Source organism: Autumnicola edwardsiae (assembly GCF_031846505.1).
GTDB classification, from domain to species: Bacteria; Bacteroidota; Bacteroidia; order Flavobacteriales; family Flavobacteriaceae; genus Autumnicola; species Autumnicola edwardsiae.
The window spans coordinates 1-13,929 of sequence record NZ_JAVRHP010000084.1 but is presented as its reverse complement, the minus strand read 5'-3'; the positions used below and the strand labels follow the sequence as shown (position 1 = coordinate 13,929).

Genomic DNA, 13,929 nt, shown 5'->3' with positions numbered 1-13,929 from the left:
TAAACAATAACTTTTTATAGAACCGAAAAAAGATTTACTTTTGCAGCCTAAAATTTAATAATAATGAAATCAATTACGATCAACGGATCTAAAAGAGAAAGCGTAGGCAAGAAGTCAACTAAAGCCTTACGTAATGCTGGACAGGTTCCTTGCGTATTGTATGGTGGGGGCCAGGAGCCTTTACACTTTGCTGCCGAGGAAATTGCATTCCAGAACCTTATCTACACCCCAGATGTTCACACGGTGGAGATTCAATTAGAAGGCGGTAAAAAATATAACGCTGTACTTCAGGATATTCAATTTCATCCTGTGACAGACGCTATCCTTCACATGGATTTTTATGAAATCTTTGAAGACACTCCAATTACTATGGAAATTCCTATTCATACTGAAGGAATTCCGCGTGGGGTTAAAAACGGTGGGGTTTTACGTTACAACCTGCGTCGTTTAAGAGTAAAAGGACTTCCGGGAGACTTACCAGATTATATTGAAGCAGATGTTACCAAGCTTAAGATTGGGCAGAAGCTTTATGTTACTGCTGTTGAAAGTGATGATTTCAAAATTCAGCATCCAGATAACACGGTAATCTGCCAGGTTAGAACTTCACGTAACATCGTTGAAGATCTCGAAGAAGATGAAGATGAAGACGAAGTAGCAGCAGATGAGGTTCCAGCTACAGAAGTAGATGAAGCAGCTGAAGGAGAGAGCAAAGAATAAATAGCTGATTCTTAGCATAAGTTAAAAGCATTCCTGTTTCGGTTTTTCCGAAATTCGGAATGCTTTTTTTTAGTGAAGAAGTGAAAGAATGAAGGAGTGAAGGAATAAAAAGGAAATAGAGTTAAAGAGTTAAAAAAGGAAGGAGGAAAAGGGGTCTAAATTATCTCATTTCCGAAACTTGAAACCTTAAACTTTGAACGTGAAACTTTCAGATGTTTATATCAGTGACTTCAGTGTAAGAACTTTCCACTTCAACCCGACTTGAATCTTAAAATTCTCAAATTGTTCCTCTTTCCATTGAAAGAGCATCCAAAAATGGCAATTTTCGGCCTTCAGTAAAAAGAGAAAGAGTTAAAGAGATAAAAAGGGAAGGAGAAAAAATGACAAATTTCGACCTAAAATGAAATCAGCTTTTACTAAAAAAAACACCTTGCCCTGCGTAGTTCAAAAAGAGCTTTCCACTTTCCACTCGATTTCACTCTTCAAATCTTCAAATCTTCAAACTCTCAAATTGTTCCACTTTCCACTTAATTTCAATCTTCAAATTCTTTTCCACTTTCAACTTAATTTTAAATTTTATCTTTACCAAAAAAGAGCATATGCTGTCTTTCTTCGGAAGAATATTAAGTAAAAGAAAGCCTCAGGAAGAAATAGATCCCATGAAGAAATTTTTAATAGCAGGCCTTGGAAACATAGGTAGCGAATATGAAAATACAAGGCATAATATAGGCTTTAAGATTTTGGATTATCTCGCCAATCTGGAGGAAATCTCTTTTTCTACAGACAGGCTGGGGGATATTGCCCAATTCAAATTTAAAGGGCGCACCTTTATTTTGCTGAAACCCAGTACCTATATGAATCTTAGCGGGAAAGCAGTGAATTACTGGATGATGAAAGAAAAAGTACTTCCCGAAAACCTGCTGGTGGTTACCGATGATCTTAATTTGGCTTTTGGAACTTTACGCCTCAAAACCAAAGGCAGCGATGGGGGACATAATGGTCTTAAAGACATTCAGAATGTTCTTAATACCACAAAATACAACAGGTTTAGGTTTGGGATTAGTGACGAGTTCTCCAAAGGAAAACAGATAGATTATGTGCTTGGGGAATGGACTGAAGAGGAAGAGAAAAACCTGCCGGAAAGATTGAAGAAATCTGCAGAACTCATAAAATCCTTTGGAACTGCCGGAGTTTCAAATACAATGAATAATTTTAACGGAAAATAGCCGACTTTGAAAGAACATCAGGGAGCACATGCCTTTAATAGTGAGCGCCAGACTACAGTTACTATAGGAACTTTTGATGGCGTACATGCAGGTCATCAAAAGATTATAGAAAGGCTGGTTAATACAGCAAAAGCGAATAATCTGGAATCTGCGATCCTTACATTTTTTCCGCATCCAAGGATGGTGCTGCAAAAAGAAAGCGGGCTCAAATTAATAAATACTATTGCAGAGAGAAAGCAAATCCTGGAAACTACGGGCGTAGACCACTTAATTGTTCATCCTTTTACGCACCAGTTTTCCCGACTTTCAGCCTTAGAATTCGTACGGGACATTCTTGTAAACAGGCTAAAGGCCAAAAAGGTGATTATTGGTTATGACCACCGTTTTGGACGAAATCGCACCGCAGATATTCAAAACCTGAGGGAATTTGGGGAACAATTTGGCTTTGAAGTAGAAGAAATTAGTAAGCAGGAAGTGGAAGCTGTGGCCGTAAGTTCTACTAAAATCAGGAATGCACTTTATGAAGGAAGGGTGGAGAAGGCAAATAATTACCTTCAGCATCCGTTTACTTTAACAGGGGATATAGTTAAAGGCCGTGGCCTCGGGAAAGATTTTGGCTTTCCTACCGCAAACCTGCAGATAAAAGAAGATTATAAGTTGATTCCAAAAAACGGGGTTTACGTGGTGAAATCTAGAATTGACGGAAAAACGTACTTTGGGATGATGAACATTGGAACAAACCCTACTGTTGGGGGAGAAGATCAAACTATCGAAACCTATTTTTTCGATCTGGAACAGGATCTTTATGATAAAAGGCTTCAGATAGAACTTTTAGTCCGCATTCGGGATGAGAAAAAGTTTGATTCTGTAGAAGCTTTAAAAATTGCAATGAAACAGGACCAGGCTTTTTCCGGGCAGTACATACGTGATAATTATGCTGAATAGGTGGCTTTTTAAACATATCGATAATTCTGCGCTTGTGGTTTTTAGAGTGTTTTTTGGCTTGTTGATCACTCTTGAAGCCTGGGGCGCAATATTTTCCGGATGGATTCAAAGAACACTTATAGATCCTCCAAAATTCACTTTCAATTTTATAGGTTTTGAATTTCTGCAGCCGTTGCCGGGAGATCTTATGCTCTGGTACTACGGCCTTATGGGATTATTTGGTGTTTTTGTGATGTTGGGCTTTAAATATCGCCTCAGTATTTTTCTCTACGGGATTATGTGGGCGGGCGTTTACCTCATGCAAAAATCATCTTATAACAATCATTATTACCTGCTAATGTTGCTCTGCATCATTATGGCATTCCTGCCAGCGCACCGCTATTTTTCGCTAGATGCATTAAGAAACCCATCTATTAGAAAGATCTCCATGCCACGCTGGGTCTGGATACTTATTGTTTTGCAGTTATGGATTGTGTATTCCTACGCTTCTGTCGCCAAATTTTATCCTGACTGGCTGGATGGTACGGTCCCCGATTTATTGATGAAAAGTAAGCAGCATTATTGGCTGGTGGGGGATTTTCTTCAGCAACAATGGATAAGACCGGTAATCACATGGTTTGGGCTTATCTTTGACTTGTTGATTATTCCGCTTTTACTATGGAAAAAAACGCGCCTTCCCGCATTTATATTGGCAATATTTTTTCATCTCTTCAATAGTGTTATTTTCCAGATTGGTATCTTTCCTTACCTGTCGCTGGCTTTTATTCTTTTCTTTTTTCCTACAGAAAAAATAAACAAATGGTTCCTTCGGAAGAAAAAACCTTACTACGATAAAGGAGAAGTTGTTGTGCCTTCCTACAATAAGGTGATAATTGCCATTTTAGCGTGCTGGTTTATCGTTCAGATTTCTTTACCAATAAGGCACTGGTTTTTTCAGGATAACGTGCTGTGGACAGAAGAAGGGCATCGATTGAGTTGGAGAATGATGTTGCGCACTAAAACCGGAAGCAGTCGCTTTAAAATTGTCGAAAAAGGATCTTCAGACACGCTCGTGGTCGATAAAAAAGACTATTTAAGTAAGAAACAGCAAAGGGCGATCAATTCCAAACCCGATATGCTCTGGCAGTTTGCCCAGTATCTTGAAAAAGAGTATGCAGAGCAGGGAAAGGAGATAGAAGTCTATATAGATGGCCGGGTGAGTGTAAATGGTCGTCCCTACAAACGTCTTATAGATCCCAAAGTGGATATGGCCAGGGCAGAATGGAGCCATTTTGGGCATAATGACTGGATTTTACCTTCAGATTTAGACTAGAACTTTTACGCGCTTTTGTTACATTTGCTCCTTTAAAAAATTTAATAACCGGCACTTTTAAAATTAACGGCCTTATGTTACAAGTCAGCATTATCAGAGAGCAGAAAGAAGCTTTTATAGCAGCTTTAAAAAAGAGAAATTTTGATGCCCAGGGAATCTTTGATGAAATCCTGCAGCTGGATGATATGCGCCGTTCTACCCAAACGAAGCTGGACAACACTTTAGCCGAATCCAATAAACTGTCTAAAGAAATTGGGAATCTCTTTAAAAACGGGGAGAAGCAAAAAGCAAATTTGCTAAAAGAGAAAACCGGAAGGTTAAAAGAAAATTCCAAAAATTATTCAGAGCTGCTTGCTAATACCATTATTGAAATGGAAAAGCACCTGTATACGATTCCAAATATTCCGCATGAATCTGTTCCCGCGGGAACTTCTGAAGAAGATAATGAAGAGGTTTATAAAGAAGGTGATATTCCGGTTTTGGCTGAAGGTTCTTTGCCGCACTGGGAACTGGCCAAAAAGTACGATATTATAGATTTTGAGTTGGGAAATAAAATCACGGGAGCCGGTTTTCCTGTGTATAAAGGAAAAGGAGCACGTTTACAACGCGCCCTTATTACTTATTTCCTGGATAAGGCTGTGGAAGCGGGATATACAGAATATCAGTTGCCGTTAATGGTAAACGAAGCTTCGGGTTATGGCACGGGACAATTGCCAGATAAAGAAGGGCAGATGTACCATATTGCTGAAGATGATCTTTATATGATCCCAACTGCAGAGGTGCCTATTACCAACATGTTTAGGGACAACCTGCTCACCGAAAAAGATTTTCCCATTACCTGTACCGGTTATACCCCGTGTTTTAGAAGGGAAGCCGGTTCTTATGGGGCTCACGTACGCGGATTAAACCGTCTGCACCAGTTTGACAAAGTGGAGCTGGTAAGGCTTGAAAAACCTCAGGATTCCTATGCAGCTTTGGATGGAATGGTAGAACACGTAAAAAATATTCTCAAGGATCTGAAATTGCCTTACCGCATTCTTCGCCTTTGTGGTGGTGATCTGGGCTTTACTTCAGCATTGACTTATGATTTTGAAGTGTTTTCCACAGCACAGGATCGTTGGCTGGAGATAAGTTCAGTTTCCAACTTTGAAGCTTTTCAGGCAAACCGGCTGAAATTGCGCTATAAAGACAAAGACAACAATAAAGAGCTGGTGCACACCTTAAATGGAAGCGCCCTCGCCCTGCCAAGAGTGCTCGCGGGAATCCTTGAAAACTACCAGACTCCGGAAGGTATTAAAGTTCCGGAAGTACTTATTCCATATACGGGATTTGAGGTTATAGATTAATCTGCGGCTGGGAATCTTGCATTAGATCATAACTAATTTGCAAATAATAAAATAAAACAATATTTTTAGTTATGTCAAAAAAGGGAAAAATATCCGATACTGGAATCCGTGGTAAGCTTAATGGCGAGCTTTACGTAGATAAAAAAGTCTTTTTTAAGAGGGAAGATGTTAGAAGTGTAATTAAGTCTCTAAAGAAATCTGTTTCCTTGAAAGAACATATTCAAAAAAACCAACAGGATTTTAAAAGACTTATCAATTAGATGCCTTACAATCTGCTGATATTACCATTATGTGGCGGATATTTTATTTTATTAAATTTTCTTTACTTTAAATACAGATATCAGAGATTACCTGCACAAAGAATTCTCTTTAATTCAATCATAGCAGGTGTCTTTCTGCTATTTTTCACCTTTAGCATACGAAGCCTTACTTCAGCTCAATTTCCTGAATTTATACCTTTTCTATTTCAAATTTTGAATGAAAATGTTTCTATAACCCACATTGATTATTTATGGACTTCAATTTTTTCTTTCGTTATTGCTATCTTTTTTACTCTTTTCGGTAATTTATTGATCGTCCTGATTATAGGTTATGACAGGCCAATAAGTTTTGCAGTGAAGAAGTATGGAGATGAAATTGAAAAACTCTTTAGGAGGTCGGCAAAAACAGGGGAACTCATGTTCCTGAGTTTAAAGAGCAACAAGGTCTATATTGGATTCACTGATATAATACCGGTACCCAAGGAAACAAATTATTTAAAAATAACTCCCGTTATGAGTGGTTACAGGGAATCGGAATCTAAAATTCTGAGAATAACTACGGAATATTTTGATGTTCTGGATATCTATATGGCTGAAAATCCTAAGTTTGACAGATATGATATTGATATTTCTATAAAACAGGATGAAATATTAACGGCAGGAATTTATGATCAGGATGTTTTTGATCTATTACGGGGAGAACCAGTTAAACATGAAGATAAACCAACAGCAACCCAGTAGTCGTCTTTTAAACGACTATTAGTTGCTAAAATCTGAGTGCTAAAATTGCAGAAGGAGCTAAGGACAATGAAGAAATTGGAAATATTGAAGTTTGGAGAAATTTAATTGAGAAGTACAATGGATAGAAATGCGGAAATTGCTGAAAGAAGGAAGATGATTGTTGAAGGCTTGGAAATATCCTACAAAAAACTAGTTGAATTTAAACGATATAAAAATAGTCCGCTAATAGTTGGAAAAGATCAAAAAATCATAGAAGTTCCACCGGACGAAATCTTACCAACAACGCGATACATAAGAAAAATGGATTCGAAGCTTAAGAAGTAATTCTCAAATACAGTTTCTATTCAAGCATCAAAGCGAAGAAATCAGCATCTATTGTCGTTGCGTATTTTTATAAAGATCCACTCTTTTAAAAACCTGATTAAACAGCACAAATTCTTATCTTTACGCTATGCGTTATGTGCTTTCCATAGGTCTGTTTTTACTCGTCAGTTTTTCGCTATTTTCCCAGTCAGAACAATTGGCAAGGAACTTTTTTGACCAGGGGGAATATGAAAAGGCTCTAAAAACCTATCAGCAGCTTTTAGAGCAAAATCCGGGTAATCCCATGCTTTTTGAGGGTGTTGTTTCCTCTTACCAGCAACTGGAAAATTTTGAAGAAGCAGAAAAGCTTCTATATGAAAAGCTCAACAATTCAGCCAATAATCCTAATGTTTTAATAGAGCTTGGGCACAACTTCGACCTGAAGGGAAACGATGCTAAAGCTAATCAGTTTTATGAGGAAGCCCTGGAAGCGGTTGAAGGCAGGCCCAATTATGCCTATTCTATAGCCCGTGGATTCGAAAGATATAACCTTCTGGACTTTGCTTCCAAAACTTATGAAAGAGCTATGGAGCTTAGTGCAGACATGAATTTTAGTCTTCAGCTTGCCAGGATTTATGGAGAGCAGGGAGAGACTGAAGAAATGTTTAGAAATTACCTGGACATTATCGATGCCGATCCCAAATTTTTTCCGGTAGCCAGCAGAGAATTTAATCGGTATATTTCTGAAGATGCTTCTTCAGAAGCTAATATAATCTTTAGAAATTTACTGCTGAAGAAACTTCAGGAAAATCCGTCTTTAATTTATAATGAAATTTTAAGCTGGCTTTTTGTTCAGCAAAAGCAGTATAATCGTGCTTTTATTCAGGAGAAAGCCTTGTACCGCCGTGGAGATTCGGGTTTACAGGGCATCATAAATTTGGCAATTATCACCCGTGACAATGACGATTTGGAAACGGCTAAAGAAATTATAGCATTTGTAATAGAAGAAGCCCCTTCATCCAATACCGTTTTACAGGGAAGTGAGTTGTTACTGGCGTTAAAACAGGAAACTGCAAAACCAGAGGAGTACGAAACCCTGGATAATGAGTTTCAGGAATTACTGTCAGAATTCGGTTATGGTGCAAATACGTTATCGCTTCAGATCAATTATGCTTCGTTTTTGGCTTTTAAAAGAGGTAGAAATGTAGAAGCAGTTGCTTTACTCAAGGAGCTTTCAGAAAAGGCAGATAGTAATTTCGACAAAGCTTTGGTGAAAATGACACTCGCCGATATTCTTGTGCTGGAAGAGAAATTTAATGAAGCTTTAATTTATTATTCCCAGGTGGAGAAACTGGTAAAGAACGACGAATTTTCTCAAAATGCACGTTTTAAAGTGGCGAAAACCAGTTATTATAAAGGCGATTTTGAATGGGCCAGGAATCAGCTGGATGTTTTAAAATCTTCAACTTCACAACTTATCGCCAATGATGCGATGGAGTTAAGCCTGCTTATTGAAGATAATTCTGTTGAAGATTCTGCGCAGGCAGCACTAAAACAATATGCCAGGGCAGACCTGCTGGCTTTTCAGCAAAAAGATTCTGAAGCTATAAATGTTTTGGATAGCGTGCTACAGAATCATAAAGGGGATAAAATTGAAGACGAAGCGCTTTTAAAACAGGCGAAATTGCACGAAAAAGCAGCTGAATACGAAAAAGCAGAGGCTAATTATCTCCAGATTATCGAATTTTATAACGACGATATTTTGGCCGATAATGCCAATTTTTACCTGGCGGAATTATATGCAAATCATCTTAATGAGCCAGAAAAGGCAAAGAATTATTATGAGCAGATAATTTTTAATTTTGCCGACAGTATCTATTTTGTGGATGCCCGAAGAAATTTCCGCACATTACGGGGAGATCAGATTGAATAGCCCGTGATTTTTACACTTCAATTAAAGAAAACTTATATGTACATATACAACGTAACGGCGAATGTCCAGGAAGAAATTCATGATAAATGGGTGGACTGGATGAAAACAGAACATATTCCGGATATGCTGAAGACCGGAAAGTTTATAAAGGCTTTAATGACCAGGGTGATGGTAGAGGAGCCTATGGGTGGCATTACTTATTCTGTTCAATACACTGCTGAAAGCAGGGAGTTACTTCAGAAATATTACGACGAAAATGCGGAGGAACTAAGAGCGAAAACAAGGCCTTTTGAAGGGAAATTTGTGGCTTTTAGAACAGAGTTAGAAGTGATTTCTGAACAATAATCCTTCCCGCTTCACCAGAAGGAGCAGATAATTTTACAATTATGAAGAAAAAGAAGCAAAAATTCAAGCCCTCTTTTGGAACTGCGGAAGACAATGACGGCGTAAGGGCAAAAAAGCACCTGGGCCAACATTTTTTAAAAGATGAAGGTATAGCTGAACAAATTGCGGATACTTTAAGTGGTTCTAATTACTCAAAGGTGTTGGAAATAGGCCCAGGAATGGGAGTTTTAACCAAATATTTGCTGCAAAAGGATGTAGAAGTACATGTAATAGAGATTGATACCGAAAGTGTGGCTTATCTCCATGAAAATTACCCGGCATTGCACGGCAGGATATACGAGCAGGATTTTTTAAAGTACGATCTTTCGCAGGTTTTCCAGCAGGAATCCTATGCTGTAATTGGCAATTTTCCCTATAATATTTCTACACAGATTGTTTTTAAAGTGCTGGAGAACCGTGATTTGGTACCGGAATTTTCAGGAATGTTTCAAAAGGAAGTGGCAAAGAGGATTTGTGAAAAAGAGGGGAATAAAACCTACGGGATTTTATCTGTGCTTACGCAGGCTTTTTATGAAGCAGAATATCTCTTTACCGTGCCACCTTCAGTATTTAATCCGCCGCCAAAAGTAGACAGCGGAGTGTTGCGATTAAGGCGAAAAGAAAATTATTCGCTTCCCTGCGACGAGCGGCTGTTTTTCCGTGTAGTAAAAGCAGCATTTAATCAGCGGCGCAAAACGTTAAGGAATAGTTTAAAAACCTTCGATTTGCCCGATAGTCTAAGGGAAGATACTATATTTGGGCAGCGTCCTGAACAGTTAAGTACAGAGGCTTTTATGGACCTGACTTTAAAAATTCAGCCTTATGCAATTTCAAGTTAGTGAGGAACTTATAGAAAGAATAGAACTGCTCATCGAAAATCATAACGATGAGGAGTTGCTGGATCTTCTGGAAGATATCCATCACGCCGATATTGCAGAAATTATCTCTGAGTTAGATCTTGACCAGGCAACTTACCTTGTAAAATTGCTGGACAGCCAGAAAACAGCTGAAGCCATAATGGAGCTGGATATTGGTGTGCGGGAACGTATCCTGGAAACCCTTTCTTCAAAAGAAATTGCTGAAGAGCTGGAGGAAATGGATACCGATGATGCTGCCGATATTATTTCTGAACTTTCTCTTGAGCGCCAGCAAACTGTTATTGCCGAAATCCAGGATGAACAGCATGCGGGAGATATCGTTGAACTTTTACGTTATGACGAGAATTCTGCCGGTGGTTTAATGGCAAAGGAACTGGTGAAAGTGAATGAAAACTGGAGTGTGACAGGTTGCATGACCGAAATGCGTGCCCAGGCCGAAAATGTTACCCGTGTACATTCCATTTATGTGGTGGATAACAAGAACAAATTAAAGGGGCGGCTTTCGCTTAAGGACCTTCTCACCGCTGCCAGCGATGCCAATATCAGTGATGTTTATATCCCAAATGTCGATTATGTAAATGTGCATACCGAAGGAGAAGAGGTAGCACGGGTCATGCAGAAGTATGATTTGGAAGCAATCCCGGTGGTAGATGAAATGGGCCGCCTGGTTGGCCGGGTGACCATAGACGATATTGTGGATTTTATAAGGGAAGAGGCAGAGAGGGATTACCAAATGGCTGCCGGTATTTCTGAAGGTGTGGAAGCAGATGCAAGCATCTGGAAATTGACCCGCGCTCGTTTGCCATGGCTTATTCTTGCCCTCCTGGGGGGATTTGTGAGTGTTACGGTGTTGGGAACTTTTGATGCCGCTATGCAGGAACATGCCGCGCTCTTCTTTTTTGTGCCGCTAATAGCCGCTATGGCGGGAAATGTAGGGGTGCAGTCTTCAGCAATTGTTTTGCAGGGGCTGGCCAATCAAACGCTAAGAGGTTCTCTTTTGCAGAGGCTGGTAAAGGAAGTGCTGTTAAGCCTCTTAAACGGAGTGGTGCTGGCGACGCTGCTTCTTGTAGGTGGGATATTCCTGCTGGGCTTTGAATTCTGGTTTGGGCTTACCATTGGGATTTCCCTTATTTCGGTGATCATTATGGCCGCTCTTATAGGTACTTTTGTTCCTATTATTTTGGATAAATTTGGTATAGATCCTGCCATGGCCACCGGTCCTTTTATTACCACCAGTAATGATATTTTCGGGATTATCATCTTCTTTTCTATAGCCAAGAGCATTTTGGATTTCTAAATGATACCTGATAAATGCCAATTATCGGCCTTCAGTGTCACAAAGGTCTGTTGAAGTTAGAAATATGGCTTCTACGCTCAACATATACTCTTTTACAAATAAAATTGGAAGCACACGGCCTGCGGAAAGTCCCGATTAAAAAAGTCCGTGCAATTCCGCGTCTATTCGGTTAATAATATCACCTAAATCCTCCGGATTTTCCACAAAATTAATATTATCTACATCTATGATCAGCAAATTGCTCTTGTTGTAATCGTGCACCCAGGCTTCGTAGCGCTCGTTTAACCTGCTTAGATAATCAATAGAAATAGAATTTTCGTAATCCCGGCCGCGTTTCTGGATCTGGGCCACCAGGTTTGGAATACTGCTCCTTAGGTAAATGAGCAAATCGGGACCCTGTACCACACTTTCCATAAGGTCAAAGAGAGATTTGTAGTTCTCAAAATCGCGATTGGGCATCAGGCCCATAGCATGCAGGTTAGGAGCAAAAATATAAGCATCTTCATAAATAGTCCTGTCCTGAATAATATCTTTTCCGCTTTCCCTGATCTGAAGGATCTGCCTAAACCTGCTGTTCAGGAAATAAATCTGAAGGTTAAAAGACCATCGCTCCATTTTATTGTAAAAATCTTCGAGATAGGGATTTTCCAGAACATCTTCAAATTGGGCCTCCCACTTATAATGTTTGGCGAGCAACCTGGTAAGCGTGGTTTTTCCCGCTCCAATGTTTCCGGCGATGGCTACGTGCATAGGTCTAGTTTTTCGGGTGATTTGTTGAAGCTGTTCAAATTAAAACAGCGGGAGTAAAGATACAAGTTTTAGGGCAAAAATATGTTTTTCCAGCTATTATGAAATCACCATATTATCTTTTCTGAACAAATTTTCGACTTGGATCTGCAATAAAACCGGCAAAGATTTCTTCTGTTTATCGAGATGCTTTAAATTGAGCTTTTTAAGATGCTTTCATGAAAAATTTTAGTGGTTTATTTGGCCTTTGCTTTCTGTTTATTGGCTGTGCTAATGATGATCCCGGTGATGTGATATTCTCTTCAGATGTTGTGGCTGTTACCGGCACCCGCTATTCGGCAAGTAATAATGAATTTAGCGAAACCTATTCCGCGTTTGTAAATGCAGTGAATCAAAATTTGGATATCGCTATTCTTGCTGAAGTAGATCACGCTGCAAATGCAATTGCTACCGGAAGGGTTTTAAATGCAACCAATACCGTGTTTTTTACACATCCGGTGTTGGAAGCACCACTTTTACAAGAAAATCTCCTTGCCGGGCTGGACCTGCCTCATAAAATGATGTTTTTTCAAAATGAAAATTCAGAAGTTTTTGTGGTTTACAATTCCGCTTCCTACTTAAGTTCGCGGTATAACCTGGAGCAAACAGGAAACCTGGAAGCGTTTGCTACGCTAATGGAGAATCTCGCAAATGCTGCTACTACTGCTGAAGTTCGATCTTCTGCAGATGCAACGGTAAATTCTGAAGAAGGAATTATTACTACAGAAAGTATACAGAGTTTCAGTGAAACTTATAACTCGCTTAGAAGTGCTGTTTCTTCAAACGAAAATCTGGATATTGTGGCACAGGTGGACCACCAGGCTACCGCGGCTACCGAAAATGTGGAAATTCCGCCTTCGGCTTTAATTATATTTTCATACCCCGAGCTGGAAGCGCAGCTTATCCAGTCGTCACAAACGGTAGCGCTGGATTTGCCTCAAAAAATACTGGTTTGGCAGGACGAGGATGAGGTAGTGCATATTTCGTACAACGATCCAGATTATCTTATCCAACGGCATTTGCTACCTGGTAATTCTGAAGAGCTTCAGCAAATTGTAGAAATACTGGAGAACCTTACTTCAGTGGCTGCAGGAAATTAATTGAAAAAGGACTCCTTCAGCTTATAAATTTCCGAAGCATAATAGCATTCGCTGCATTTGGAGAACGACCAGAGACAATCAATAAGATCGGTAAACATATGAAAAAGTAACCCGATAAAAATCAGCCTTATAATCCGGTGTTTCACAAAGATACTTCCGAAGATATAGCCGATAATTGCCATTTCTGAATGCAGGGGGTGGTAGCCAATTCCGCAGCGATCTGGATCAAAAACTGGCGTGGCAAATAGATGATCGAGATCCACCAGCATCGTTGCCAGCAGGATAAGGTACGCTTGTTTCCAATTCTCACGATCCACCAGCCACGCGATAAGCGCAATAGCGATAAAATGAAGAAAATAATGGACTGCGGGCTGGAGCATGGGCGCCGGGAAGTAATTTTAGTCTTTATCTGTAGTATTTTCCTGCTCCCGGTCGTCTGGCTGGAGCAGCTTGTTAAGTTTCCTGTTTAGTGCAATATATCTCCAGATGCCCACGGTTATAAAAAGAACACATATAAAAAGTGATAGATAACCAAGCCATTTTACGTGGTCATATTCTTTTATTTGCAGCAGTGCCAGGCCGCCAATAAGCAAATATAAAGAAGCTCTTATATAAGAAAGGACGGTACGTTCGTTGGCCAGTTTTGTTCGTTCTAAAGCAAGGTGTTCCCTGATGAGTTTCTCATCGATAATGCGGGTTTT

Annotated in this window: 16 protein-coding genes; 13 read left to right on the top strand and 3 right to left on the bottom strand. The window is 39.5% G+C overall.

The features are described 5' to 3' along the window. The first annotated feature begins 63 nt into the window (after positions 1-63). The 12 genes from RM529_RS13430 to mgtE all read left to right on the top strand — a co-directional run bounded on the left by RM529_RS13430 (position 64) and on the right by mgtE (position 11,342). The gene (locus RM529_RS13430; RefSeq protein ID WP_311485293.1) at positions 64-717 is read left to right on the top strand and encodes a 50S ribosomal protein L25/general stress protein Ctc; all 654 of its coding nucleotides are present in this window, start codon (positions 64-66) and stop codon (positions 715-717) included. A gap of 599 nt (positions 718-1,316) precedes the next feature. After that, positions 1,317-1,943, top strand: coding sequence for an aminoacyl-tRNA hydrolase (pth, locus tag RM529_RS13425; protein ID WP_311485292.1), 627 nt, complete (start codon positions 1,317-1,319; stop codon positions 1,941-1,943). Positions 1,944-1,949: 6 nt separating this feature from the next. Continuing rightward, on the top strand, positions 1,950-2,888 hold the full coding sequence (locus tag RM529_RS13420) for a bifunctional riboflavin kinase/FAD synthetase (RefSeq protein WP_311485291.1): 939 nt from the start codon (positions 1,950-1,952) through the stop codon (positions 2,886-2,888). Then, complete coding sequence (locus RM529_RS13415) at positions 2,878-4,200, top strand: HTTM domain-containing protein (protein ID WP_311485290.1); 1,323 nt, start codon at positions 2,878-2,880, stop codon at positions 4,198-4,200. Before RM529_RS13420 ends, RM529_RS13415 begins: the two co-directional genes overlap by 11 nt. 74 nt (positions 4,201-4,274) lie before the next feature. Further along, complete coding sequence (gene serS / locus RM529_RS13410) at positions 4,275-5,546, top strand: serine--tRNA ligase (RefSeq protein ID WP_311485289.1); 1,272 nt, start codon at positions 4,275-4,277, stop codon at positions 5,544-5,546. 71 nt (positions 5,547-5,617) lie between these two features. Then, a complete protein-coding gene (locus RM529_RS13405) occupies positions 5,618-5,806 on the top strand; it encodes a hypothetical protein (protein ID WP_311485288.1) in 189 nt (62 codons plus the stop codon). A 213-nt stretch (positions 5,807-6,019) separates the two neighbouring features. Then, a complete protein-coding gene (locus RM529_RS13400) occupies positions 6,020-6,547 on the top strand; it encodes a hypothetical protein (protein ID WP_311485287.1) in 528 nt (175 codons plus the stop codon). A 117-nt stretch (positions 6,548-6,664) separates the two neighbouring features. Beyond that, positions 6,665-6,871, top strand: a complete 207-nt coding sequence (locus RM529_RS13395; protein ID WP_311485286.1) for a hypothetical protein — start codon at positions 6,665-6,667, stop codon at positions 6,869-6,871. A 127-nt stretch (positions 6,872-6,998) separates the two neighbouring features. Further along, positions 6,999-8,783: a tetratricopeptide repeat protein gene (locus tag RM529_RS13390; RefSeq protein ID WP_311485285.1), complete on the top strand. Its 1,785-nt coding sequence runs from the start codon at positions 6,999-7,001 to the stop codon at positions 8,781-8,783. 36 nt (positions 8,784-8,819) lie between these two features. Further along, positions 8,820-9,128 carry a DUF4286 family protein gene (locus RM529_RS13385; protein ID WP_311485284.1) on the top strand — a complete coding sequence of 103 codons (309 nt, stop codon included), beginning with the start codon at positions 8,820-8,822 and terminating at the stop codon, positions 9,126-9,128. A gap of 41 nt (positions 9,129-9,169) precedes the next feature. Beyond that, positions 9,170-10,006, top strand: a complete 837-nt coding sequence (gene rsmA, locus RM529_RS13380) for a 16S rRNA (adenine(1518)-N(6)/adenine(1519)-N(6))-dimethyltransferase RsmA (protein WP_311485283.1) — start codon at positions 9,170-9,172, stop codon at positions 10,004-10,006. Continuing rightward, positions 9,990-11,342 carry a magnesium transporter gene (mgtE, locus tag RM529_RS13375; protein WP_311485282.1) on the top strand — a complete coding sequence of 451 codons (1,353 nt, stop codon included), beginning with the start codon at positions 9,990-9,992 and terminating at the stop codon, positions 11,340-11,342. Before rsmA ends, mgtE begins: the two co-directional genes overlap by 17 nt. Before the next feature lie 135 nt (positions 11,343-11,477). Here the strand turns inward: mgtE and RM529_RS13370 are convergent, their stop codons facing one another. Beyond that, positions 11,478-12,092, bottom strand: coding sequence for a deoxynucleoside kinase (locus RM529_RS13370; protein ID WP_311485281.1), 615 nt, complete (start codon positions 12,090-12,092; stop codon positions 11,478-11,480). 215 nt (positions 12,093-12,307) lie between these two features. Between RM529_RS13370 and RM529_RS13365 the strand changes: the two genes are divergently transcribed. Next, a complete protein-coding gene (locus RM529_RS13365; RefSeq protein ID WP_311485280.1) occupies positions 12,308-13,228 on the top strand; it encodes a DUF302 domain-containing protein in 921 nt (306 codons plus the stop codon). Here RM529_RS13365 and RM529_RS13360 read toward each other — a convergent pair. Next, on the bottom strand, positions 13,225-13,608 hold the full coding sequence (locus RM529_RS13360; protein ID WP_311485279.1) for a DUF6122 family protein: 384 nt from the start codon (positions 13,606-13,608) through the stop codon (positions 13,225-13,227). The two genes, RM529_RS13365 and RM529_RS13360, sit on opposite strands and share 4 nt — an antisense overlap. Before the next feature lie 18 nt (positions 13,609-13,626). Then, positions 13,627-13,929: DUF202 domain-containing protein (locus RM529_RS13355; protein ID WP_311485278.1), on the bottom strand; the 303-nt coding region annotated here is incomplete at its 5' end.